Source organism: Staphylococcus sp. Marseille-Q1834, from assembly GCF_916858875.1.
GTDB lineage: Bacteria > Bacillota > Bacilli > Staphylococcales > Staphylococcaceae > Staphylococcus > Staphylococcus pragensis.
Genome location: NZ_CAKASN010000001.1, coordinates 509,296 through 533,056 on the forward strand (window position 1 = coordinate 509,296; position 23,761 = coordinate 533,056).

At 34.3% G+C, this 23,761-nt stretch carries 26 protein-coding genes and 2 pseudogenes; 10 read left to right on the forward strand and 18 right to left on the reverse strand.

Annotated features, from left to right (window positions below; all coding sequences use genetic code 11):
- Nucleotides 1-5: 5 nt before the first annotated feature.
- Entirely contained in the window at nt 6-1,199 is a 1,194-nt protein-coding gene (larC, locus tag LIX58_RS02615) for a nickel pincer cofactor biosynthesis protein LarC (RefSeq protein WP_126564972.1), read from the forward strand.
- A 92-nt stretch (nt 1,200-1,291) separates the two neighbouring features.
- Here the strand turns inward: larC and LIX58_RS02620 are convergent, their stop codons facing one another.
- The 5 genes from LIX58_RS02620 to LIX58_RS02640 all read right to left on the reverse strand — a co-directional run bounded on the left by LIX58_RS02620 (nt 1,292) and on the right by LIX58_RS02640 (nt 5,598).
- Nucleotides 1,292-1,798, reverse strand: a complete 507-nt coding sequence (locus LIX58_RS02620) for a YwhD family protein (protein WP_126564971.1) — start codon at nt 1,796-1,798, stop codon at nt 1,292-1,294.
- 69 nt (nt 1,799-1,867) lie between these two features.
- On the reverse strand, nt 1,868-3,172 hold the full coding sequence (locus tag LIX58_RS02625; RefSeq protein WP_126564970.1) for an HD domain-containing protein: 1,305 nt from the start codon (nt 3,170-3,172) through the stop codon (nt 1,868-1,870).
- A 30-nt stretch (nt 3,173-3,202) separates the two neighbouring features.
- Nucleotides 3,203-3,679 carry a GNAT family N-acetyltransferase gene (locus LIX58_RS02630; RefSeq protein ID WP_126564969.1) on the reverse strand — a complete coding sequence of 159 codons (477 nt, stop codon included), beginning with the start codon at nt 3,677-3,679 and terminating at the stop codon, nt 3,203-3,205.
- A 125-nt stretch (nt 3,680-3,804) separates the two neighbouring features.
- Nucleotides 3,805-4,341: a flavodoxin family protein gene (locus LIX58_RS02635; protein WP_126564968.1), complete on the reverse strand. Its 537-nt coding sequence runs from the start codon at nt 4,339-4,341 to the stop codon at nt 3,805-3,807.
- A 321-nt stretch (nt 4,342-4,662) separates the two neighbouring features.
- Nucleotides 4,663-5,598, reverse strand: a complete 936-nt coding sequence (locus LIX58_RS02640) for an aldo/keto reductase (protein ID WP_154836459.1) — start codon at nt 5,596-5,598, stop codon at nt 4,663-4,665.
- Between the two features lie 129 nt (nt 5,599-5,727).
- Here LIX58_RS02640 and hypR point away from each other — a divergent pair, with 129 nt between their 5' ends.
- The 3 genes from hypR (at nt 5,728) to LIX58_RS02655 (ending at nt 7,916) form a co-directional block, all read left to right on the forward strand.
- Entirely contained in the window at nt 5,728-6,168 is a 441-nt protein-coding gene (hypR, locus tag LIX58_RS02645; RefSeq protein ID WP_226386044.1) for a redox-sensitive transcriptional regulator HypR, read from the forward strand.
- Nucleotides 6,155-7,477, forward strand: coding sequence for a hypothiocyanous acid reductase MerA (merA, locus tag LIX58_RS02650; RefSeq protein ID WP_126564965.1), 1,323 nt, complete (start codon nt 6,155-6,157; stop codon nt 7,475-7,477). Before hypR ends, merA begins: the two co-directional genes overlap by 14 nt.
- A gap of 235 nt (nt 7,478-7,712) precedes the next feature.
- Entirely contained in the window at nt 7,713-7,916 is a 204-nt protein-coding gene (locus tag LIX58_RS02655) for a cold-shock protein (protein ID WP_049426256.1), read from the forward strand.
- A gap of 282 nt (nt 7,917-8,198) precedes the next feature.
- On the opposite strand, the gene LIX58_RS02660 is transcribed toward LIX58_RS02655, so the two are convergent.
- From LIX58_RS02660 to pta, 9 genes and pseudogenes are all read right to left on the reverse strand, one after another.
- A complete protein-coding gene (locus tag LIX58_RS02660) occupies nt 8,199-8,648 on the reverse strand; it encodes a DUF523 domain-containing protein (RefSeq protein WP_126564963.1) in 450 nt (149 codons plus the stop codon).
- Nucleotides 8,649-9,152: 504 nt separating this feature from the next.
- A complete protein-coding gene (locus LIX58_RS02665; RefSeq protein WP_126564962.1) occupies nt 9,153-9,251 on the reverse strand; it encodes a type I toxin-antitoxin system Fst family toxin in 99 nt (32 codons plus the stop codon).
- Nucleotides 9,252-9,458: 207 nt separating this feature from the next.
- Nucleotides 9,459-9,634: pseudogene (locus tag LIX58_RS02670) on the reverse strand (IS6 family transposase); the annotation flags it as partial.
- Nucleotides 9,635-9,789: 155 nt separating this feature from the next.
- Nucleotides 9,790-10,131, reverse strand: a complete 342-nt coding sequence (locus tag LIX58_RS02675; protein ID WP_126564958.1) for a DUF1450 domain-containing protein — start codon at nt 10,129-10,131, stop codon at nt 9,790-9,792.
- Nucleotides 10,132-10,325: 194 nt separating this feature from the next.
- Nucleotides 10,326-11,402, reverse strand: a complete 1,077-nt coding sequence (locus tag LIX58_RS02680) for a phosphomevalonate kinase (protein ID WP_226386045.1) — start codon at nt 11,400-11,402, stop codon at nt 10,326-10,328.
- A gap of 12 nt (nt 11,403-11,414) precedes the next feature.
- Nucleotides 11,415-12,398 carry a diphosphomevalonate decarboxylase gene (mvaD, locus tag LIX58_RS02685; RefSeq protein ID WP_126564956.1) on the reverse strand — a complete coding sequence of 328 codons (984 nt, stop codon included), beginning with the start codon at nt 12,396-12,398 and terminating at the stop codon, nt 11,415-11,417.
- 4 nt (nt 12,399-12,402) lie between these two features.
- Nucleotides 12,403-13,326 (reverse strand): mevalonate kinase, encoded by a 924-nt coding sequence (gene mvk, locus LIX58_RS02690; RefSeq protein WP_126564955.1) that lies wholly within the window; start codon nt 13,324-13,326, stop codon nt 12,403-12,405.
- 608 nt (nt 13,327-13,934) lie between these two features.
- The gene (locus LIX58_RS02695) at nt 13,935-14,777 is read right to left on the reverse strand and encodes a biotin/lipoate A/B protein ligase family protein (RefSeq protein WP_154838069.1); all 843 of its coding nucleotides are present in this window, start codon (nt 14,775-14,777) and stop codon (nt 13,935-13,937) included.
- Nucleotides 14,777-15,766, reverse strand: a complete 990-nt coding sequence (pta, locus tag LIX58_RS02700; RefSeq protein WP_126564953.1) for a phosphate acetyltransferase — start codon at nt 15,764-15,766, stop codon at nt 14,777-14,779. Before pta ends, LIX58_RS02695 begins: the two co-directional genes overlap by 1 nt.
- A 174-nt stretch (nt 15,767-15,940) precedes the next feature.
- On the opposite strand from pta, the gene hemQ reads away from it, so the two are divergent.
- The 3 genes from hemQ (at nt 15,941) to LIX58_RS02715 (ending at nt 18,653) form a co-directional block, all read left to right on the forward strand.
- Nucleotides 15,941-16,690: a hydrogen peroxide-dependent heme synthase gene (hemQ, locus tag LIX58_RS02705; protein ID WP_126564952.1), complete on the forward strand. Its 750-nt coding sequence runs from the start codon at nt 15,941-15,943 to the stop codon at nt 16,688-16,690.
- Nucleotides 16,691-17,420: 730 nt separating this feature from the next.
- The gene (locus tag LIX58_RS02710) at nt 17,421-18,188 is read left to right on the forward strand and encodes a threonine/serine exporter family protein (RefSeq protein ID WP_126564951.1); all 768 of its coding nucleotides are present in this window, start codon (nt 17,421-17,423) and stop codon (nt 18,186-18,188) included.
- 12 nt (nt 18,189-18,200) lie between these two features.
- On the forward strand, nt 18,201-18,653 hold the full coding sequence (locus LIX58_RS02715; protein ID WP_226386046.1) for a threonine/serine exporter family protein: 453 nt from the start codon (nt 18,201-18,203) through the stop codon (nt 18,651-18,653).
- 82 nt (nt 18,654-18,735) lie between these two features.
- On the opposite strand, the gene LIX58_RS02720 is transcribed toward LIX58_RS02715, so the two are convergent.
- The 4 genes from LIX58_RS02720 to LIX58_RS02735 form a co-directional block, all read right to left on the reverse strand.
- The gene (locus LIX58_RS02720) at nt 18,736-20,208 is read right to left on the reverse strand and encodes an APC family permease (protein ID WP_154838071.1); all 1,473 of its coding nucleotides are present in this window, start codon (nt 20,206-20,208) and stop codon (nt 18,736-18,738) included.
- A gap of 77 nt (nt 20,209-20,285) precedes the next feature.
- Nucleotides 20,286-20,654: a DUF423 domain-containing protein gene (locus tag LIX58_RS02725; RefSeq protein WP_126564959.1), complete on the reverse strand. Its 369-nt coding sequence runs from the start codon at nt 20,652-20,654 to the stop codon at nt 20,286-20,288.
- A gap of 27 nt (nt 20,655-20,681) precedes the next feature.
- Nucleotides 20,682-21,080, reverse strand: coding sequence for a DUF5327 family protein (locus LIX58_RS02730; RefSeq protein ID WP_126564948.1), 399 nt, complete (start codon nt 21,078-21,080; stop codon nt 20,682-20,684).
- Nucleotides 21,081-21,740, reverse strand: a complete 660-nt coding sequence (locus LIX58_RS02735; RefSeq protein WP_126564947.1) for a uracil-DNA glycosylase — start codon at nt 21,738-21,740, stop codon at nt 21,081-21,083.
- Between the two features lie 152 nt (nt 21,741-21,892).
- Here LIX58_RS02735 and thiD point away from each other — a divergent pair, with 152 nt between their 5' ends.
- The 3 genes and pseudogenes from thiD to vraX all read left to right on the forward strand — a co-directional run bounded on the left by thiD (nt 21,893) and on the right by vraX (nt 23,732).
- Nucleotides 21,893-22,723 carry a bifunctional hydroxymethylpyrimidine kinase/phosphomethylpyrimidine kinase gene (gene thiD / locus LIX58_RS02740; RefSeq protein WP_126564946.1) on the forward strand — a complete coding sequence of 277 codons (831 nt, stop codon included), beginning with the start codon at nt 21,893-21,895 and terminating at the stop codon, nt 22,721-22,723.
- 316 nt (nt 22,724-23,039) lie between these two features.
- Nucleotides 23,040-23,375, forward strand: a pseudogene (locus LIX58_RS02745) (FAD-dependent oxidoreductase); the annotation flags it as partial.
- Between the two features lie 186 nt (nt 23,376-23,561).
- Nucleotides 23,562-23,732 (forward strand): C1q-binding complement inhibitor VraX, encoded by a 171-nt coding sequence (gene vraX / locus LIX58_RS02750; RefSeq protein ID WP_046309718.1) that lies wholly within the window; start codon nt 23,562-23,564, stop codon nt 23,730-23,732.
- The last annotated feature ends 29 nt before the right edge of the window (nt 23,733-23,761 follow it).

Sequence of the window (23,761 nt, forward strand, 5' to 3'; positions counted from 1 at the left end):
CAAATATGAGTAATGCATTATATTTAGACTGCCATGCAGGTATTGCTGGGGATATGTTACTGTCTGCATTGGTAGATTTAGGAGCCAATCCTCAAGCTATTGAAGATGAGCTAAAAACATTACCTATCGATGATTTTAAGCTTCATTTTGAAAAGAAAATTAAACAAGGCATTCATGCGATGACTTTAAAAATTGACTTCCATGAACATCATCACCATCGAAAAGCTGCTGATATCTTTAAAATGATTGATGAAAGTACCTTAGCAGATCGTGTTAAAGAACGTAGTAAAGCGATATTTGAAACAATTGGCTATGCTGAAGCAAAAATACATGGCATGACAATTGAAGATGTTCATTTCCACGAAGTAGGTGCAATGGATTCTATTATAGATATTATCGGTGGTTGTATCGCATTAGAACAATTAGGTATCGATACATTATACTGCTCACCTATTCCAACGGGTAATGGCAAAATTAACATCGCACATGGCATTTACCCAATTCCGGCACCAGCTACAGCTGAAATCTTAAAAGGTATCCCGTTAGCTGAATTCGATGTTGCAAGTGAATTAACGACACCAACAGGCGCTTCATTTGCTAAAAGTTTAGTTACCCAATTCGGACCATTTCCAGCTGCAACTATGAAAGAAATTGGGTATGGTGCAGGTAATAAAGATTTCGACTTCCCAAATGTATTAAGAGTTATTCAATTTGAAGATGCATCGCGACACGCCAATGATCAAGTACAGGTCATTGAATGCCAGATTGATGATATGACGCCTGAAATGTTAGGTCACTTTATGGAAACTGCTTTACATAAAGGAGTGTTAGATGTTTACTACACACCTATTACTATGAAGAAGAACCGTCCTGCTGTTCAACTTACTATTATTTGTAAAACTAGTGACAAACAATATATTGAAGACTTAGTGTTAACACATACTTCTTCTTTAGGTGTACGTAGTTATTCAGTTGATCGCCAAATTTTAAGTAGAACATTTCGTAAAGTAAATACGTCATATGGGGAAATTACGATTAAATTTTCTTTAAAAGAAGGAAAAATATTAAAAATGAAACCTGAATTTGAAGACATAAAACTGGCAAGTAAACACGCTAACTTACCATTACAAAGCGTATATAATGAGGTTATGAAGACAGTCTATAATCAATTTAGCATTGGAGATACATTAGAAAAATAGAATGTATGTAATTCAGCTAACAAGCGACTATAAATACTATAATTCTCCCCACCATTGGTCTATCAATGATGGGGATTTTTAATATGTTTTATTTACTCAAATGCTTTAAATAATTCCTCACTCGAATTATTCCACATTTCTTCGTTATGGGATTGTAAAAAGTCTTTGAGCACTTTTTTATTATCTTCACCAATTTGATCGATGATAAATTTATGTTTCATAGATTTATCCATCATATTTACATGTTCAGGCATACTTTTATATCCTCTACGGATACTTTTATTAACAAGTAAGTAACAAGCAGTGACACCAGCATAATACGGACCATTTTCACCACGTTCAGTAGTTACCCAACAAAGCCAATATTCTTTAGCTTCGTCACCTTCAACTTCTTCTTTCTCGTTAATCCATTTTACGCCTTTTTCAACTTGAGCACGTGCATGCATTCCGCCAATATCTATAAACGCTTCTTTATTTGCTACATCTATAAATACCGGTGCAATATTATCTAAACTAATCGCTCCGATATTTGTACCTTTATGGCCATCTAGAGGATCATTCTTAATAATATTAAATTTAAAACCTTTATTCTCAGACACGTGTTACACCTCCAACAAACTTAAATTCCATAGCATATCATACGTGTTATATAAAAAAGTTTCAATTTACTAATTTAGTTCATTCAATAAATTGATAATTGAACCTTTAACTTGTGGGTCTTTAATATTAAGAATCATTTCTTTAGGATAATACAATTTATAATCTTCACGATTTATACCCGTAATACTTGAAATGACTAAAGATTGACTACTGATTTCCTTAATACTTCCGTTTCGTCTTAATAAATGAATAGGCTTACGATTTGAACCTGGACGGTCATAATCATATGGTAAATCAGAAAAGGCTTCACTAACGAAATAATAATTTGGATCTATGCCACCTTCAATAAATAATTCTTGTAGTTCAGTAATTGTAATAATCGAACCATCAAATGGAATATATTTAAATAAATCACGATTAATAAATCGTCGCGCTAAATCGCTAAGTATGACATCGTCTTCTTCAATCCACTTTTTCAAGTAATATAAAACGACCACTTCGTCTAATTCAACATATTGTTCAATCGTAATATTCCCTTCAAAGAAAGGTACAAAATCTTGGGGATACGTCTTGAAATGATAACCCTCTTGATACAAGTGTTTCACTCGTTTTAAGCAATTATTTAAAAGCACTTCTCCCCCTCGACTAACAGGATGGAAATAAATTTGCCAATACATTTGATAGCGACTCATAATGAAATTCTCTACAGCATGCATGCCGCTTTCTTTGATAAGTACTTCTTTTTTAGAAGGTCTCATTAAACGCAAAATACGTTCCATATCAAATGTGCCATAAGAAACGCCTGTAAAATAGGCATCTCGTTGCAAATAGTCCATGCGGTCAGCATCAATTTGTGAAGAAATCATAGAAATGACTAATTTATTCTCATGTGTTTTATTAATAACATCGGCCACATCTTGTGGAAACGTCTCAGACACACGACTTAAAACTTCATTCACTTCAGTGCCACCAGTAATAATAGCCTGTGTAAATGCTTCATGATCTGTGTTAAATATCTTTTCAAAACTATGTGAAAAAGGACCATGCCCTAAATCATGTAATAAAGCTGCACATAAAGCTAGCGGTCTATCTTCATTATTCCAAGCTTCACGCCCTACAAAAGACTCGTCAATCATACGACGTACAATTTCATAAACACCTAAAGAATGACCAAAACGACTATGTTCTGCAGTATGAAAAGAAAGATAAAGTGTGCCTAATTGCTTAATGCGACGTAAACGTTGAAATTCTTTAGTCTTAATTAAATCCCAAATAAGCTGATCTTTAACATGAATGTATTTGTGAATCGGATCTTTAAATACTTTCTCCTCAGCTAATTTTTGTTCAACATAAGGTGTTTGCGTCAATGTCATCCTCCCTTTCATAAGAACATACGCTTTTCTTTATAATTTTTTCTTCATTAAGGCTAAATCTAATTGTTCACCATACATTTCTGGTTGGTAAGAACGTACAATTTCAAAACCATGATTTTGGTAATATTTGATTGCACCCTCGTTTTTATTATCAACTTCAAGGTAAACCACATCATATTTATCTTGGAAATATTCTAAACCTTTCTCAAGTAAACTTGTACCATAGCCTTTGTGCTGAGATTCTGGGTGAACGTAGTGTGCTGATAAATATAATTCTTTACCATAAATAAAATTAGCAAACCCTACGATTTCCTCTTCTTCTTCAGCTACTAAGAAAAGTTGTTCTTCTAAACGTTTTTTCAAATGTGTTTCATTATACGAAGCAGCAAGTAACTCATTAATCGTTGATGCAGCGTAAATATTTAAATAAGTGTTATACCATGCTTTAGTAGCAACATCTCTGATAGCTACAACGTCATTTGCTGTCGCTTCTCTGACTTTAAACATACTTGATTCTCCTGACTTTACAATGGAATTAATAATCGAATTATATCATAGTCTGTTGTTAAACGCTTACTATGTAAGTAAACCTCAGACTCATAACTCAGAGCGTGAAACTACTTTCTTATCACTTAGCCTAACGTTTCATTCCACTCTTTAGCTCTTTCTAATGCAAATGCATCTTTCATAATATCCCCTGGTCTTTCAGCCGTACCAATGATATATCCTTTTAACTCAGCACCAATATAGTCCAATGTGTATTTCATTTGGGTAATACAAGGTTTAGCTTTAACCTTAGGACAATCTCCCCCTACTAAAATAAGACGGAAATCTATTTTAGCCATCTTTTCCTTAAAGTCTTTGTAGTTAGGATCAATGAGTGTTTCAGACCAATTATCGATAAATGCCTTTAATGAGGCTGAAATACTGTACCAATAAACTGGTGAAGCGAAAATAACTGTATCACTTTCTAAAACTTTATCGATAATTTCTTTATAGTCATCTGAATACGTTTTAATATCTTCATTTTCATGACGTAAATCTCTAACTGGAGTGAATTGATATTGCGTTAAATCTATCCAATTATAATCTAAACCTTCTAAAGCATACTTTGTAATTTGTGCCGTATTACCTTCTGGACGGCTTCCCCCAAATAAGACAGTTATCATCTAACATTCCTCACTTTCAATAAACCCGTAAACTTATTAGTCAAATTCCTATAATATATATAAATTAATATAATTATTTTTAATCAAAACACTAAACTTCATTTATTTTACTATAAAAATGTTAATTATTCGCTTCAAAAAAACTTAAAATACCCTAAATATTTCTACACTATTGTTGTACCCTGTCATTGCATTTTTATGTAATAAGTTTATAAAATATTTAACCAGTCTCTACAATCATCTATATTGAAAAGCCCCTACACCTTTATAAACGGAGTAGGAGCTTAAATTACTTTAAATCATTTAAAATTTTATCTTTTATTATTCAATAGGGAAAAGTTCATCAATTTTTTTAATTTCTTCATCAGTTAATTGTATATTCGCCGCTTCAATATTCTCTACAACTTGTTCAGCACGTTTGGCACCAGGAATTACAACATCTAATTCTGGACGTGTTAAATAGAATGCTAATACGACATTAGCAATTGAAGTGTTATGTGCTTCAGCAATACTACTTAATTCTTTTACACGACGAACGTTGTCTTTGAATACTTCAGGTTGGAAATCACGACGTCTAGCGCGATGATCATCGAATGTTTGATTCTCATCGTATTTACCTGCCAAGATACCAGACGCTAATGGGAAATATGGTACGAATGTAATGTTATTTTCAGCTGCATATTTCATCACTTCTTCATTTTCACGATGCAATAAGTTATATTCTAATTGCACAACATCAACGTATCCATCTTTATTCGCTTCTTTAAGTTGATCTAATGTGAAGTTAGATACACCAATCGCTTTAATTTTACCTTCTTCTTTTAATTCTTGTAATGCAGCGACAGCCTTATCTTTTGGCGTATCTTCATCTGGAAAATGAATATAATATAAATCGATATAATCTACTTGAAGACGTTTTAAACTATTCTCAACTTGTTGTTTTAAGTATTCAGGATCATTGTTGTGTATAACATCTCCATTTTCTTGAATAACGTGAGAACCTTTAGTCGCAATTTGAACTTTCTCACGAGGATATTCTTGAACCACTTGGCCAACTAATTCTTCAGAACGTTCAGGTCCATAAATGTAGGCTGTATCTAATAAAGTAATGCCATTATCAATCGCCTTACGTACAACTTCCTTGCCTTGTTCTTCATCTAAATTCGGATATAAGTTGTGACCACCTACCGCATTCGTACCTAATGCGATTGGGAATACATTTACATCTGATTTACCTAATTGTACTAAATTTGCCATTCATTATCGCTCCTTTATTTTCAATTAACTATTTATAGTTTACCCCAATACCCATAATACATTCATCTTGACTAACTTGTAAAAATATACTTTAATGTAACTAATCAAGTTACATTAAAGGAGTACACTATGAATTTAGAATTTAATATCGCAGTTCACGTTCTAACTTTTCTAACTAAACATAAAGATCAACATTTCAGTAGCCAAGACCTAGCCCAGCTTACCTGTCTTAATCCAGTTCAACTACGTCGCGTCACCACTATATTGAATCATAATGATTATATAGATACCCTTCGCGGAAAAGGCGGAGGCTACCGAGCAAACGATAGAACCCCCTCTATCAAGTTGTCTACACTTTATCAGCTTTTCGTGTTAGATAAAGCTAACGCACAACGCATTTTTACAGGTAACGAGCAGAGTCATTGTAAAATATCAAGAAACATTGCACACACAATGAATCGCTACAAAGCGCAAGAAATAGCTTTAACCCTCGACTTTTATAGTAACTTGACGATTAATGACGTACTCAAAGAAACGCTTCAGGAGGAAACAATAAATGACACATTATAATTTATTAATCATCGGTTTCGGTAAAGCCGGTAAAACACTTGCAAAATACGCAGCATCACAAGGACACCAAGTCGCTTTAGTAGAACAATCATCAAATAACTACGGAGGTACTTGTATAAATCATGGCTGTATACCTAGTAAAGTACTTGTGCATGACGGAATTGACGGTGCAGATTTTGGTCCTGCATTTTCAAGAAAAAAAGAAGTGGTCAGTGCCCTAAATAAAAAGAACTACGCTCATTTAGCAAACGATGCAAATATTGATGTTCTAGATTATAAAGCTCAATTTAAATCAAATACCGAAGTTGAGTTATTGAACGAAGATGGTACTGTTGCACATACGCTTACAGCGGATAAAATCATAATTAACACTGGTGCAAAATCCAATATTCCTAAGATTAAAGGGCTTGATATCGCACAAAATATTTACGATTCGCGCGGTTTATTAAATATTGAGACACAGCCTAAAGATTTAGTGATTATTGGTGGTGGCTATATTGCCTTAGAGTTTGCATCGATGTTCGCAAACTTTGGATCAAGCGTGACTGTCGTGGAGTATGGCAAACAAATCATGCCACGTGAAGATAACGAAGTAGTGGAATATGCATTAAAAGATTTGGAAGCGAAAGGAATTACGTTTGTCACAGAAGCAGAAACACAAGCCTTCAGAAATGACGGCTCGCATACAATTGTTGAAACTTCAAAAGGAACGTTTAAAGCTGATGCAATTTTATTAGCAACAGGACGTGTTCCAAATACAGACTTAGCGCTTGAAAATACGGATATTCAACTTGGAGAACGTGGTGAAATTAAAGTTAATGCGCATCTTCAAACTTCAGTTGAAAATATCTACGCAGCTGGTGACGTTAAAGGGGGTCTACAATTTACTTATATCTCATTAGATGACTTTAGAATTTTAAAATCTGAATTATTTGGTAATCGCGACCGTACTACAGAAAATCGTGGCGTCATTCCGTATACTGTCTTTATTGATCCTCCACTCTCTCGCGTTGGATTAACAGCGAAAGAAGCCGAAGCACAAGGCTATGATTTTATTGAAAATAAATTAGCTATTAATACAGTACCTCGTCATAAAATTAACAACGACCCACGTGGTTTGTTTAAAGTCGTTATAGATAAAGAGAATAGTGAAATTTTAGGCGCTACATTATATGGTAAAGAATCAGAGGAAATTATTAATTTAATCAAATTAGCAATTGATCAGCATATCTCTTACCAAGTTTTAAGAGATGATATTTATACACATCCAACAATGGTAGAATCTTTTAACGATTTATTTAATATTTAAAAAAATTTTTTAAGAGACTATATACTGTTATGACAGTATTATGATAGCAATAATATTAATTTATCAAAATCTAAAAAAATAAAAAGCTTTACTTATTAAATGTAAACCTTTATAGTTAACCTTACGTAATAAAAGCTCGTGAATTTAATTGTAGTGTGTTTGTTTAGAATACTCTCTTTTTTATAAATGAATTTGTTACAAATATTTCGTGCAAAAGCACATGGAGGTATTCTATATGAATAACGGTACAGTAAAATGGTTTAACGCAGAAAAAGGTTTTGGCTTTATCGAAAGAGAAGACGGAAGTGACGTATTCGTACACTTCAGCGGTATTGCTGGTGAAGGTTACAAAACTTTAGAAGAAGGCCAAAAAGTTGATTTCGACATTACTGAAGGTCAACGTGGCGAACAAGCTACTAACGTAGTTGTAATGTCATAAGATTAAATTTTAAGTTGAACGCTAGGAAGATACTTGAATCTTTCTAGCGTTTTTTACATTTATATAAGCAAATTAGTTTCTGTTACAAAGTCAGAAAAATATAACTAATCATCATTTTAACATGGTAGTATTCTCTCAACTGACCAACTATATTTATTATGAGTGGTTACGTAGAAATTTAGACAAAATTAAAAAGAGCTCTTAATAAGTCTACTTAGCTTATTAAGAGCAATTATCAACTTGAATACTGATTCGATATGAAAAATACGTTTTCTCTTTTCTCTAAATATTATAGTTTTTTTCGTTATAAACTTGTATTCCGTTTTTTATTAGTAGTGCCGAAAATATTCCTACCCCTTGTTTTTTGTTTCCGTTAAATTCACCAGTGTAAATATTTTCTGAACTGCAAGTTGGGCTATCGGATTTTAGGATTAATGTTTTACAGTTCATTTTTTGACAAGTATCTAATGCTTTCATTGCTCCATTTACATATTCTTGTGTAACATCGTTTCCTTGATTATCAATGATTTTAGCTTTATTTTCTAAAACATCAAAACCATCTCCCCCTACGATCTCTGCAGGATTTCTTGGAGTGGATAGTCCTCCTAAAATTTCAGGACATATTGGTTTTGCAATACCTTGATCTACAAGTTTTTTTAAATTGTTGTTGAGTTTGTTTCCTCCGTCATATCTAACATTTTGGCCGACTAAACATGCACTTATAAAAATCATTTATTAACCTCCAGATTTTAGGTTTTGGAAACGAGTTTCTTCTTTTCTTGATAAAAATGATAAAAGAATAACTGAAAAATGATACCAATATAACCAACGAAAAACTTAAAACTTAAAAGTTCAATCTTATTGTTTAATTTTATCCCATTTTTCTTTTATTTTCGCTAAATATTTCGAAGTCTCATCCGTAAAAGTAGATACAATAGCAACGATTATATCTATCATTTTAATCAAAATTTCCATCGCTTAATACCCCTTTTTAATTTTTATACACTATCTCCTTTTTTATAGGTGATCTTCCATTAGAAAATTTCATTTTTAAATAGATTATTATCATCTGTTTTCAGGCGCTGTAAGAAGTTCTAATTTGCATTGAAAAATTGCTTTTTGCATTTCTTCACTCAACAGTGTTATAATTTAAGTAACGAAAATAAGTATTCACTTATACGCCAATCCCCCCACTACTCGCAATAGTGAGGGGATTTTTGTTGGTGTGGCTATATGTCACCTTTTTTTATTGCGTTTACTTAGCCAATGAGTAAAAAACGCAATGGCACAGCCACTGATGGCTGGCGCTATGATGTAAACGAAAATAAGCATCACTTTATACACCTCCTCTCTGCGTCTAAATTGACGCCTGAGAGATAGGCGACCTGTATATTATATCATCTGTACTAGATGAGTTATAGATAACTTCCGATAAATGGCATTATGTCTATATGTATAAATCATAACGCTTTAGAAAGGGACAAACCTTGATATAATAAGGTTTGTCCCTGTTATTTTGATGTATGTCTCATCAACACATCATTTATAATAGTCTTTTTTATGCTTTTTCTTCCAAATTCGATACGAAATAGGAGCATATTCTTGAACCCGACGGTAGACCGTTGAATGATGAATCTTTACATCACGTTCTCTTAATTTTCAAATATATCACGATAACTAAGTGCATATCTTATACAGTAGCCAACAGCTACAGTTATGACGTCCTTGTTAAATTGTTTATATCTGAAATAGTTTGTAGAGAACGCTTCTTTTTTATTAAACTTATACTATAAAATTAACTTTGCAACAGAATCCCTTATTACTAAGTTTTATATACTATTGCCTAAGTAATACTAATAAACTAAAAAGAATCTTATTTAGCGGCTTTACGTTTAGCTAATTTTTCTTTTAATTTTCTATCTTGTTCTTCTTTGCGTCGTTTACGCTCTTCGTTACGTTTACGTAGTCGCTCTTCTTCTTCGGGATCACGTGGTTTTTTCAGTTGTGCTGTCACCTTTTCCATTAATTCATCTTCAGTGAGTGCAGCAAGTGGGCGGTTGTTTACGAATGCGAATGTTTTACGACGTCCTGGGCCACAATAGGATTGGCAACCTATTTCAATTTCTGCTTCAGGATCTAATTTTTCTAATTTTTTCTTTAATGTTTTTATATTTACTGCCTGGCATTCATCGCAGATTAGGAATTTATTTTTCATTTTCCACCCACCTTTCTATTTTTATTATTATATATATTTTGCCTCTATGAGTTATCGACTAATTTAACTCTAATTATTTTACTCTTTTTATTGAAAAATTCAAGCACTGGTTTAAAAGTCCTACATTTTCCCAATAAAAAAAGCAAGACACTAATTTCTTAATCGAATTATGTCTTACTTATTTCTCTATTCTTCTATTGGCCGTGATAAATTCTAAATTTAAGTGGTTTAATACCTTTAGCTTCCCATTCATTATAAATGCGCTGTTTATCAATACGGTTATCTATAATTGTAATACCGCAGTCGCCTCCACCAGCGCCAGAAGTTTTCGCGGCGCCACCAAAACGCTCTCCAATATCACACAGTAATTTTAAATTCTCTGTTTCAATATCTACCGTTGCTTCATTATCCATTTGTTGAATAATGCTGCGGTTTTGACGAATCCTCTTTTGTACGCCTTTAATATTATTTGTTTTAAATGCATAAATTAAGTTCTCAACACATGTATGCGATTGATCTAAAAATTCCCCATAAAAAATAGGGTCCGATTTAAGACGTTTCACTTCACTTACTAAATGAGGTGAAGATGCAGGTGAACCCGTCCAGCCTATCAATACTTCCATATTCTCAGGCGCTTGAAGTGGCTCAATATGAAGACCAGGCCAGTTCTTCTCTAAAACATCTGTAACAGATGTTTCTTCCATTTGTTGTTTCACCCATTCATGATCAAAGGTACTATACGCTAACCAGCCACTATATACACTTACAGCGATATCTCCACATGAACTTAAACTTTGAAGTCGCATGTTTGCAATAACAGCTAATTTATAAATATATAAATTAGATAATTGCATCTCATAAAATTCATTTAACACTTTAACGACAGAAACTAATACTGCAGCACTTGAACCTAAACCATACTTCTGACCTGAAGCATCATCTAGATTACTATCAATCGTCAAGTGGAAATGTTTTAAGTGGATATTACAACTTCTAGCATACTGTTCAAAAACTTCAATTGCCGTTACTACATATTTTAATTGGTTTGCGGCATGCGCATCAGATATTTCAATTTTATCTTCATTGCGATAAAACGTTACTGGTTCGTAATGTAACGTTTTAGAATGAATGGTACCTGATACTTCATTTGAAGCCTCAATAGTAGCCGTAACAAATCGGTCCACAGCAATTAAGACAGACTTATAGCCTGGCTCAGTTACTGCATATTCACCTGCTACATATAGTTTCCCGGGTGCTTTCACCTGAATCATTATATCTCTTCCTTACTTAATTATTTCGACGCCTGAATGTGTAATGTCGCTTGTGATGATTTGCGCTTGGTCAAATGTTTCTAAAAATTTATCTACAATTGCTTGTTTATTTTTCTTTTCAATTAATACTTTTACGTTAGGGCCTGCGTCCATTGTGAAGTAACAAGGTAAGCCTGCTTCTCTACATTCATGTACAATACGCATCGCTTCATAGCTTTCTGGTACTAGATATGTAAATGGAGGTTGCGCACCTAAATTCGTTGCGTGCATACGTAAGCCATTTGCTTCAATAACTTCACCCATACGTTTGAAGTCTTTCTGTGCAATCGCATCTTTTGTTTCTTTTAAGTCTTCGTCAACACGATCTAACCAATATTGGTAGAAACGAGAGGTATCACGTGTTAATGACATCCCTGAGCGACTTGAAACTTTTTTAGATTTATTATTAATAACAACAAAAATCATGGCTAGGTCGTCTTCCCAACCATTTGCATCAATACTATGAGCATATGATGTAGCATCGTCATGCCCTTTTTCCCATTCAGCGAAACCGCCGAAAATACTACGTGAAGCTGAACCAGAGCCACGACGCGCTAAACGTGATAAATCTTTATCAGATAAACCTAATTGTAGTGCCTCATTACAAGCACCCGCTAAAGCAGCATAAGCACTAGCTGAAGACGCTAAGCCTGCAGCTGTTGGTACGAAATTCTCACTTTCAATTAAAGCATATGTTGTGATACCTGCTTCTTTACGAATCATATCCATATAACGTTGAATCTTTGCGCTTTCTTTCGCATCGACTTCTTCTCCGTTAAGAATTAACTGATCCTGAGATAATGTTTCGTCAAAAGTTACTTGTGTTTCCGTATAAAAACGGTCTAACGTCACCGATAAACTATTATTCATTGGAATGATTAATGCTTCATCCGCTTTACCCCAATATTTAATCAGTGCTATATTCGTGTGTGCGCGTGCTTTACCACTTTGTTTCAATGGTTTATCCTCCTAACTTTTCAATCCACGTATGTTGTGCGCCAGCTTTCTCGGCTGCTGAAACAATCGCTTTCGCCGTATTTAACTCTCTAGCTAAAATCAGCATACTGCCTCCACGACCGCCACCTGTCAATTTACCTGCTACAGAGCCATGTTGTTCACCTAATTTCAACAACATTTCAATTTTATCGTGACTCACTGTGAGCGTACGTAAATCCGATTGACATGCGTTAAATACTTCTGCTAATTGATCAAAGCTATGTTGTTCAATCGCTTCACTTGCTGAATAAACTAAGCTTCCGATATGTTCAACGACTTTCATGTATTCGTCATCGTTATCACATAAACGATGAACATCTTCTACCGCTTGCTTTGTAGAGCCTTTAATTCCTGTATCAATCACTACCATATAGCCATCTAAATCTAAAGACTTTAAGATTTCAACTTCGCCTTTTTGATACCAAACCGGTTGATTCGTTACGATCGTTTTCGTATCAATTCCGCTTGGTTTACCATGCGCAATACGTTCTGCCCAATCCGCATGTTCCAATAATTCTTTATCTGTTAACGGTAAGCCTAAGTAATCATAACTTGCTCTGATGAATGCCACTGCTACGGCAGCACTTGAACCCAATCCTCTTGAAGGTGGTAAATTAGCTTGAATTTTAACTAACAACGGTTCTTCAACTTTTTTATTTTCAACAAAATGTCCAATTAATGATTTCAAATGTTCTGGCGCATCATATAATGGGCCGTCGTACACATCACTTTGAATCGCTGAATAGTTACCTTTTTCTAAACTTTCAATAAGCACTTTGACTTTGCCTGAAGTAAATGGGATTGCAATTGCTGGTTGTCCGAAAGTGACCGCATGCTCCCCGATTAATATGATCTTCCCGTTAGACTCCCCATAGCCACGTTGTACCATGATATCTCACCTTTAATATTCTTTCTGAAAATTATTTCGAGGCACGCATACGCATTTATATGACATATAACCTCAATGATGATAACGTACTCTTACGTTTTTTAAATTACTGTCAATCTATTTTCTGTTTTATAACAATTGTGTTTTATGCTGGTATAGTAAGTTCAAATATCTAAAATAAATTTAATAATAATTTATGTTATAAAACTCATATCAATAATTAGTATAAAACTTTGTCAAAATTAGTTCAAAACTTAAAAATATTTATACCCTAAAATCAAAATTATTAACATCGTTACAACCCTTGTTGTATGTTAAACAATGTTTTTAATTACCTTAGGGTTATCCATTGGAATATGATGATAATTTTCATCCAATTTGAAAACACGCAATGACAGTATTTTTTAGTTTCCAAATAAAATATTCCAATTTAACTTAAATTAGTCCACCTAAATTATATTACTATAAAAATAAGTAGGAATATAGCACTTTATAATAATTACAATGCATTATTCTACTTATTTTAACTTTTTCCTCCATTAAAAAAGAGGTCTTTTATTACTTCAAAAGTAATAAAAACCTCTTCTTAATATTCATTCAATTAACGCTTACTTCTTATCCATTGAACGTGTCATTTTTTCGTTACGCTCAATCATTTTATCAAAATAACCTTCGTAACGTGTCCATTCATCATGAGTAATCTCATCCATATTGAGATTACCACCTAAATCTTTAATAGCATGTAGTAATTGGAACATCACATCTTGAACTTTAATTTCACGTCCAAGTAATGTTTCTAATGACGCCATACATTCAGGTTGAATATCTGGATATTTAAACTTAGTCGTTTCACCTTTAAGAGCACGTTCATAAAAGACACGCATCATTTCAGCACGTTCAGAACCAGAACCTTCAACACAAAGGTAGATTTGAACGGCAATACCACCACGTACACGGCGTTGTGAAATACCTGCAAATTTCTTGCCATCAATGCTTAAGTCGAACTTCCCTGGACAATACGAATGTTCAATTTCTTTCGTATCTATATCAATATCTTCATTTTCAAACATTTTACAAATCAATAAATACATCACAGTGAATGCTTCATCAATTGTCGTTTCAGTTTGACCTTTAAAGATAAGAGAAATATTTAAAACACCTTGATCGAGCACTACGCCAAGGCCTCCAGAGTTTCTAACTATCGCATTATAACCGATTTCATCCGTTAAATATTGAATACCATCTTTAAGAAATGGCAAGCGGGAATCATGAATACCTAAGATGACGGTATGTTGATGAATCCAAGTTCTCACAACATTGCAAGATAGATCTTTACCTACGCTTTCTGAAAACGTGTCATCAAATGCAAATGACTGCATTGGCGCTAAACCAGAAGTATGGTCTACATAGCGCCAATCAATGTCATTAAAATATTTGCTTGCTAAATCCATTATTGTAATGTTTGAGCAGCAGTGATGATTGATAAGTTATAAACGTCTTCAGTTGAGCAACCACGAGATAAGTCGTTAACAGGTGAATTTAAACCTTGTAATACAGGACCAACTGCGTCGAATCCGCCTAAACGTTGTGCAATTTTGTATCCAATGTTACCAGCTTCTAAGCTTGGGAATACGAATACGTTTGCATCACCTTGGATTTTAGCGCCTGGTGCTTTTTTCTCAGCAACAGCAGGAACGATAGCAGCGTCGAATTGGAATTCACCATCGATAACTACGTTGTCTAATCCTTCAGATTCAACTTTTTCTTGTGCTAATTTAACTGCGTTAGCAACTTTTTCAACATCGTCAGATTTAGCAGAACCTTTAGTTGAGAAGCTTAACATAGCTACGCGTGGGTCCATACCAAAGCTTTTAGCAGATTTAGCACTTTCAACAGCGATTTCAGCTAAATCAGAAGATTCTAATGTTGGGTTGATTGCGCAATCACCAAATACATATTGTTGGTCATCTTTAATCATAAAGAAGATACCAGAAGTTTTAGATACGCCTGGTTTTGTTTTAATGATTTGTAATGCAGGGCGAACAGTATCACCAGTAGAATGTGCAGCACCACTTACTAAACCTTCAGCATGACCAGCATAAACTAACATTGTACCGAAGTAGTTAACGTTATCTAATAATTCTTTAGCTTGTTCTTCAGTTGCTTTGCCTTTACGACGTTCAACAAAAGATTTAACTAATTCAGGTTTTAATTCGCTTGTAGAAGGATTGATTACTTCGATATCTGAAATATCTAATCCTTTTTCTTCAGCTAATTGTTTTATTTTGTCGTTATCACCTAAAACAATTGGTGTTACGTAGTCAGTTGCTTGTAATTTTGTAGCAGCTGTTAATACACGTTCATCTTCACCTTCAGGTAATACGATTTTGACATTTTTTCCTGAAAGTTTTTCTTGTAATACATCTAATAAACTAGACATAATGCCCTCCTAAATAATTTCATAATAATATTTTGCAACTTAATTATACTGTATTTGTAACGAGATTTCCATTTCACCAATTTGTAATCATTTAGGTATGTTTCACATTTCTCTTTGTGATAAAATTTAACCTGTATTAAATGATAAAACATTATATTAAAGGAGCGATATTTTATGAGTGAAGCAGCCGAAACATTAGATGGTTGGTACAGTCTTCATTTATTTTACGCTGTAGATTGGGCCACTTTCCGATTAGTGCCTGAAGATGAGCGTGAAGCAATGATTAACGAATTTAAATCATTTATTAACGATAAAGCAAGTGCTAGAGATGAACACGCTGGCGATTATGCGTTGTATAACATTACTGGACAAAAAGCTGATATCCTATTATGGTACCTACGTCCAGAAATGAAAGAATTAAATGCAATTGAGAATGAATTAAATAAACTTCGTATTGCTGATTTCTTTATTCAAACTTACTCATATGTATCAGTTATCGAATTAGGTAACTATTTAGCTGGTAAATCTGATGAAGATCCTTACCAAAACCCACATATAAGAGCACGCTTATATCCAGAATTACCTAGAACAGAATACATCTGCTTCTACCCAATGGATAAACGTCGTAATGAAACATATAACTGGTACATGTTACCAATGGAAGAACGTAAAAAATTAATGTATAACCATGGTATGATTGGCCGTCAATATGCTGGTAAAATCAAACAGTTTATCACTGGTTCAGTAGGTTTCGACGATTTCGAATGGGGCGTAACATTATTCGCAGATGATGTCTTACAATTCAAAAAAATCGTTTATGAAATGCGCTTTGATGAAACAACAGCACGCTACGGAGAGTTTGGTGGCTTCTACATCGGCCATATTTTAAAAACAGACGATTTCGACACATTCTTCGCGATTTAATAACGCGAATAAGTTGAAACTAGTCTCTCAGAAAACGACTGCATAACGATTTCAAATATAACTGAATTCAAATGGTTTCTATCTTAAGGTAGAAACCATTTATTATATCGATCATTAATAAAGAAGTTCTTATATAGGCAACCATGCTAAACGATGAAGAAATCTATATTGAAGAATTTGAAGTGCAGTTTGAAGAGACACCTAGTGGAAAAGAAAGTACCGAGTGACTACAGGAATGAGCCTTTCCCTCAAGAAAGCATAGCAACTTAAGTGAGTGAAAACCTATCTTAGAACGCCTTTTAAATGAATATAAACATAACGGCCCGTAAATTTTGCATCTACGGGCCAGCTTCTAAAATCTATATAAAAGTAAGTATGATTTGTTAAAGGAAAGTACACTTCTATCTCAAAGTGTACTTCGTGTAGTATGTTTGGGAGAACTTAATTACTACTCTGAACGTTAACATTATGAAAAATATTGTCGCTACCCAATATTATTCATAAATTGTTAACTAATTATTATTTAACCGAATTGTAATGTTTTGAAACATTATAGAGAAAGTCTGTAAATTATTTTTTAATTAAGTATATTACAACTTTATGTTATTACCGTCTTATTAATTGTTATTAACGAATTGTAATCATTTTATTTTTTAATTTTCATTAACGTAGTAGTCTTTTTAATAAGCTTCAACTATAATTATGATACATAAATATAAATGGTGATGAAATGGAACATATAGATACACATGAAAATGCAAATGAAAAACTAATTAAAGACGTGGTGATGATAGCCGGACGTATATTACTTGAATCTGGCGCTGAAGGTACACGTGTTGAAGATACAATGACGCGTATTGCACGCAAGTTAGGTTACTCTGAAAGTAATAGTTTCGTTACAAATACAGTCATACAATTTACATTACACAACGAATCCTATCCACGAATTTTTAGAATTAATTCCCGCGACACAAATCTGATTAAAATTTCACAGGTTAATGAAATATCACGACAAATCACAAAAGGTAAGATTACACTTGAAGATGCAAAAACGAAGCTCGAACATATTTATGTTGCTAAAAGAGATAGTAGTTTAACGTTCAAAGGTATTGCAGCTGCTATTATCGCTATCAGCTTCCTTTACTTACAAGGGGGACAACTTATCGATGTGATTACTGCATTATTAGCTGGTGGACTAGGCTATCTAGTAGTTGAAATTTTAGACCGACGATTACATGCTCAATTTATACCTGAGTTTGTAGGTTCATTAGTTATTGGTATTATTTCAGTTTTAGGGCACTCTCTAGCCCCTAGTGGTGATTTAGCGACGATTATCATCGCATCAGTCATGCCTATCGTCCCTGGAGTACTTATCACGAATGCCATTCAAGATTTATTCGGTGGTCATATGTTGATGTTTACGACGAAATCGCTTGAAGCACTTGTCACCGCCTTTGGTATCGGTGCAGGTGTAGGTTCAGTGTTAATTTTAGTTTAGGAGTGTACACACATGTTTTGGTTATTAAATTTACTTTTTAGTTATACCGCTTCACTGTTTTTCTGTGTTATATTCGACGCTCCTAGAAGATTCTATCTTTCTTGTGGTTTTGTAGGGGCATGTGGCTGGATGGTTTATATCCTTTTCTATCAAGGACTTAGTGTTCATACGATTTATTCTAGTTTCTTTGGTAGTTTTGCTTTAGGTTTGATCAGTCACTATATGGCACGTAAAAAGAGAGAACCCGCAATTATATTCATGGTACCAGGAATTATCCCTCTCGTACCTGGTGGACTCGCTTTTGATGCCACTAAAAATTTAGTATTATTGCAATTCGGTAAAGCGATTAATACGATGCTCGAAGTAACATTAATTGCTGGTGCCATTGCGCTTGGTTTATTATTTGCTGATCAAATTTCTAAAATTGTCGTATCAGGCTTTGTACGTCGACGTAAACGTATTTAATATATAAAAAAGTGCATGATATTGAACATAGTGTTGTTCAATATCATGCACTTTTATTTGCGATTTAACAATGACACATGATTTATTTGTTTGTCTCGTCTATCATATCTTCGACCTCATTTTCAGAGCGGTTTAAAATCAAACGACTTAATTCATCACTATCAATACGTTTCAACTTAGGATAACGTATAACGAAGAAGATTAAGCCAATGATTAACCAACCACCTAATGCGATATATGATGGCATTGAAAGTGAGGCTGGTGAACCTGGCACTAATAATAATAGAAGGAAAATGAATGATACAATAGAACCTAAAATTGCAAATGTCTTGTAAACAGGTCCGTACGTATTACTATTCTTATCATAGCTAAATAATTTAGCAGCAGATAAACATGTAATAAAGTATGCAATTGATACACCAGTTGAAGACATATCTACAATCCAAGTTAATGCTGTACGTCCTAACCAAGGTGCGATAAGCGTTACTGCGACTAAAAAGATAATCGCTACGTAAGGTGTTTTATATTTTGGGTGCAATCTACTAAATGCTTTAGGCATAATTCCAGAACGCCCCATTGAGAATAACAAACGACTTGCACTCATTAAGAAACCATTTAAACCTGTAAAGATTCCCATAATAATCGCAATGGCTAACACGCCTAAACCAATATAGCCAAAGGCCGCTTGTGTTTCAGCACCAGTCGCCCATAAGTTTCCGTTAAGACTTGCATTATTAGTACTTAACCAACCTGTATAAAGAATCATCACTACATACGTCAATGACGCTGCTAATAAACTATAAACGATTAATTTAAACGTCTTATTAGGTGAAAAGTTGAATTCCTCTGCGGTTTGTGGAATGTTATCGAAACCTACATAAGCCCATGGTGCAACAGCGACAATCATAATAATAGAAGTAAACCATCCAGCCTTAGGATTCGCTAATGGTTGTAAATTACTAAAACTAAAATTATGACCAAAGAATGAGCCGAAGAACATTAACAATACTACAATTACCATTGCTACACAGAAATAATATTGTAGCGATCCTGAAACACTTGCACCACGAATAGCAATAAACATAAACACAAGTAATAAGACCGTTGCAATGATAATTTCAGTAATATAAACATCCCATCCAGCGACCGTATAAAGCTTCCCATTATTCAATAAATTAGGTAATAAAAATTTAACTAATAAACTGAATGCTGTAGCATTTAAGGCAACTACACAGACATATCCAAATGTTAAAAACCAAGATGAGAAGAAACTTACATATCTTCCGAAACTTAAGTAACTAAATGCAAATGCGCCACCTGAGACAGGGAACTTTTCAACTAGCGCACCATAACTTACCGCGATTAAAATCATTAGTAATGCGCCAATAACAAGCCCTATTGATGCAGCAATCGGACCAGATTGTTTAATCCAATCTCCAGGCAAGATAAACGCGCCCCAGCCAATACAAGAACCATAGGCAATCGCCCATACAAATTTTTCAGAGAGATTCTGTTTCAAATCTCCCCTATCTATATTTTGATTTTTTTCTTTCATAAAATAAACTCACCTCAAGTACCCTATATACCCTTGAAGTGAGTGTTCTAATCTACTAATGCTCTATTTAATTGAGTTTAACCTACAAATTTAAATGTAGAGATTATTAACATTAACCAACCTGCAATGAACAGTACCCCACCAATTGGTGTTATAGCACCTAAGATGCGAATTTGTGTTAATGCTAAAATATAAAGTGAACCACTGAAGAAGATAACGCCTAAGAATATAAGCCATCCAGCCCAATTGACATTAATTGAAGTTGTACCGCTGATTACACCAATAATTAATAAGCCAAGGCCGTGATACATTTGGTAATTCACAGCTTTTTCCCATACAGACATATACTTATCCGACAATTTACCTTCCAAGCCATGCGCACCGAATGCCCCAGTCCCTACTGACATCATTGTGCATAAAGCTCCTAAGATTATAAATAGTTTCATCATTTACTTTCAAACTCCTTATTTCTTTTAGAAATCAAATATAGATTCGCCATTACCGATTTCATCATCTGTAACCATTGTATTCGATGGTAAGCTATTATTTTGTGACGATTTCATTGAATTTGGTACCTTGCCACCCATCGCTTCGATTTCAGCTGCTGTAACCGTTGGCTTACTTGATGAAGCAGAATGATTCATTCCAGAGCTAGTCATTGCATTATTATTTGAAAATGAAGGCGCCGATACTGTATCAGTAAAATCATGCGTTTTATTGCGACGTGCACTAGGCACACTCTCAGAATGAGCATACAGTGAAGTCAATGTATGAATCGCGTACATATGCTTTTCAAATTCTTGATTATCGTTCGCTTCATCCGCTTGCACAAGTTCACGTTCTATTAATTGAATAATTTGTTCTTTATTCATCTATTGTTCCTCTCTTTCACACCAGTGAATTGGAGATTTCCCTTTAGATTCTAGAAACTCATTGGCACGTGAGTATGGTTTCGAACCGAAGAAACCACGATGCGCTGACAATGGACTAGGATGTGTAGATTTAATGATATGATGTTTAGACGTATCGATTAATTTTAACTTTTGTTGCGCAGGTTTGCCCCACAGAATAAAGACCACATTTTCTCTATGATCAGAAATCGCTTGAATGATTTCGTCTGTGAATGTTTCCCAACCAATATTTTTATGAGAATGTGCTTCGCCTTGACGTACCGTTAGCACAGTATTTAATAATAATACGCCTTCACGTGCCCAATCTTGTAAATGTGGTGATGTTCTATGACAACCAATATCATCTTCTAACTCTTTATACATATTTCTTAATGATGGCGGAAATTTCGCATTCGGCTGTACAGAGAACGCTAAACCGTGTGCTTGATTAGGTCCATGATAAGGATCTTGCCCTAAAATAACTACCTTTATATCTTCAAATGGCGTTAAATCAAACGCTTGATATATATTCTCTCTATCTGGATAGACGATTTGAGTCGTATACTCTTTTTCTAAAAAATCATGCATTGCTTTAAAATCATGTCTCTGTTTAATATCATGAAATATTTCTGACCATTCCATCGCTTTCACCTCATGCCATATTTTAACATAATGTGCATATCATCAGTTATCAATTTCCTACTATTATATCCCTCAACGCTTGTGCTAGTATGCTTCATAAAAAACATGTTATGATAAGTAATAGATTAGAAAACTGTCGGGAGTGAATCAATATGGCTTTAAAAAAAGTTTTAACTATTGCAGGTTCAGATACTAGTGCGGGAGCTGGTATGCAAGCGGACCTTAAAACATTTCAAGAATTAGATACTTACGGCATGGTAGCCTTAACTGCTGTCGTAACAATGGATAAAGAAACTTGGTCTCATGATGTGACACCTCTTCCAATGGACTTATTTGAGAAACAATTAGAAACAGCTATCTCAGTCGGCCCAGATGCTGTAAAAACGGGTATGTTAGGTACGCAAGAAATCATTAAACGTGCTGGCGAAGCATTCGAAGAGTCAGGCGCAAAATACTTCGTAGTCGATCCAGTTATGGTTTGTAAAGGTGAAGACGAAGTACTTAACCCAGGAAATACTGACGCTATGATTGAACACCTATTACCTAAAGCTACAGTAGTTACACCAAACTTATTTGAAGCTGGTCAACTTTCTGGCTTAGGAAAATTAACTTCAATCGAAGATATGAAAAAAGCAGCTAAAGTCATCTACGACCAAGGTGCACAACATGTCATCATTAAAGGTGGTAAAGCACTAGATCAAGATAAATCTTATGATTTATACTTCGATGGCGACAAATACTATCAATTAACTACAGACATGTTCCAACAAAGTTATAACCATGGTGCTGGATGTACTTTCGCAGCAGCTACTACAGCATACTTAGCAAATGGTAAATCACCTAAAGACGCTGTAGTAAGTGCCAAAGCATTTGTTGCTTCAGCAATTAAAAATGGTTGGAAAATGAACGATTTCGTAGGTCCAGTAGACCACGGTGCATACAACCGTGTTGAACACATTGACGTAGAAGTAACTGAAGTATAAGAAATTTATTTTAACTGTCCACAAAGGCTTTGTGGGCAGTTTTATTGTTTAATTTTATATCTAGAATAGTTCTAAGACAGTTATTCACTCGTTTAAGTTGTTGCGCTTTCCAGGGGTGCTGTCTCAGCCTGTAGTCTTCGACTAGCACTGCTCCCCTAGGAGTCTTCACAACTACACTTCGTAATCTATCTTAGAACTACTTACGTTCATCAATAACTCATCCCTCAGGTGTCACTCAACTACTTTTAATTATCCATTTTAGAACTACTTACCTAAGTATTTTAACTTTCTTACCAACTCGTTTTTGGATTTTAAAACTGAATCAGATTCAGATATTGTCGCACGTAAAATCAACGCCTTATCAGACAAACATCGTTGGGAACCTAAATCAGGTGTCACATTAATTGGCGATGCAGCACATCTAATGGCCCCATCTGGTGAAGGTGCTAACTTAGCCATGTTAGACGCTGCTGAATTAGCAGAGGGCATTGCTAAAAATTATGATAATATTGACGACGTAATTAAAGAATATGAAAGTCGTATGTTCTCAAGAAGTGAAGAAGAACAACAAGAATCACATGAAATCTTAGATATTTGTTTAGGCGAAGATAGTCCAGAGCGATTTGTTAAATTATTTAAAGGTGAACTTTAATTAAATAGTTATAATTACAGTACTCCATTACTATAATGGGGTGCTTTTTTGATGTCTCTAGGCATTAAGTCGTAGATAATTATCCGTTGTTCGTCGTATGAAAAGTTGGTACTTGGGGCTCATGTTTTCAAATAAAAAATACATTACTATATAAAGTGTAGAGAGACAAAGGAGGTAACACACATCATGATCATCTACAAGCAAAATATAGAGAACGGTATCCCAATGTACGAAATCATTACAAAAACCTTCAAGACGATTACGGTAAAATTTGATGAAACGTTTAACAAAAATGAAATCTATAAATTGCTCTCTCTACTAGAAAATGATCTTGATAATATGAAATTAAGTTATTAAGACATTTTCACTACAAATAAAGATGTTTT

Coding starts and splice junctions, on each gene's coding strand:
- larC (WP_126564972.1), top strand. CDS start 6: ATGAGTAATGCATTATATTTAGACTGCCATGCAGGTATTGCTGGGGAT.
- LIX58_RS02630 (WP_126564969.1), bottom strand. CDS start 3,679: ATGTTTAAAGTCAGAGAAGCGACAGCAAATGACGTTGTAGCTATCAGA.
- merA (WP_126564965.1), top strand. CDS start 6,155: ATGACACATTATAATTTATTAATCATCGGTTTCGGTAAAGCCGGTAAA.
- thiD (WP_126564946.1), top strand. CDS start 21,893: ATGGCTTTAAAAAAAGTTTTAACTATTGCAGGTTCAGATACTAGTGCG.
- pta (WP_126564953.1), bottom strand. CDS start 15,766: ATGTCTAGTTTATTAGATGTATTACAAGAAAAACTTTCAGGAAAAAAT.
- hypR (WP_226386044.1), top strand. CDS start 5,728: ATGAATTTAGAATTTAATATCGCAGTTCACGTTCTAACTTTTCTAACT.
- LIX58_RS02730 (WP_126564948.1), bottom strand. CDS start 21,080: ATGAATAAAGAACAAATTATTCAATTAATAGAACGTGAACTTGTGCAA.
- LIX58_RS02720 (WP_154838071.1), bottom strand. CDS start 20,208: ATGAAAGAAAAAAATCAAAATATAGATAGGGGAGATTTGAAACAGAAT.
- LIX58_RS02625 (WP_126564970.1), bottom strand. CDS start 3,172: ATGACATTGACGCAAACACCTTATGTTGAACAAAAATTAGCTGAGGAG.
- LIX58_RS02715 (WP_226386046.1), top strand. CDS start 18,201: ATGTTTTGGTTATTAAATTTACTTTTTAGTTATACCGCTTCACTGTTT.
- LIX58_RS02695 (WP_154838069.1), bottom strand. CDS start 14,777: ATGGATTTAGCAAGCAAATATTTTAATGACATTGATTGGCGCTATGTA.
- LIX58_RS02735 (WP_126564947.1), bottom strand. CDS start 21,740: ATGGAATGGTCAGAAATATTTCATGATATTAAACAGAGACATGATTTT.
- mvk (WP_126564955.1), bottom strand. CDS start 13,326: ATGGTACAACGTGGCTATGGGGAGTCTAACGGGAAGATCATATTAATC.
- LIX58_RS02675 (WP_126564958.1), bottom strand. CDS start 10,131: ATGAAAAATAAATTCCTAATCTGCGATGAATGCCAGGCAGTAAATATA.
- LIX58_RS02660 (WP_126564963.1), bottom strand. CDS start 8,648: ATGATTTTTATAAGTGCATGTTTAGTCGGCCAAAATGTTAGATATGAC.
- vraX (WP_046309718.1), top strand. CDS start 23,562: ATGATCATCTACAAGCAAAATATAGAGAACGGTATCCCAATGTACGAA.
- LIX58_RS02725 (WP_126564959.1), bottom strand. CDS start 20,654: ATGAAACTATTTATAATCTTAGGAGCTTTATGCACAATGATGTCAGTA.
- LIX58_RS02635 (WP_126564968.1), bottom strand. CDS start 4,341: ATGATAACTGTCTTATTTGGGGGAAGCCGTCCAGAAGGTAATACGGCA.
- LIX58_RS02680 (WP_226386045.1), bottom strand. CDS start 11,402: ATGATTCAGGTGAAAGCACCCGGGAAACTATATGTAGCAGGTGAATAT.
- LIX58_RS02655 (WP_049426256.1), top strand. CDS start 7,713: ATGAATAACGGTACAGTAAAATGGTTTAACGCAGAAAAAGGTTTTGGC.
- LIX58_RS02640 (WP_154836459.1), bottom strand. CDS start 5,598: ATGGCAAATTTAGTACAATTAGGTAAATCAGATGTAAATGTATTCCCA.
- LIX58_RS02710 (WP_126564951.1), top strand. CDS start 17,421: ATGGAACATATAGATACACATGAAAATGCAAATGAAAAACTAATTAAA.
- hemQ (WP_126564952.1), top strand. CDS start 15,941: ATGAGTGAAGCAGCCGAAACATTAGATGGTTGGTACAGTCTTCATTTA.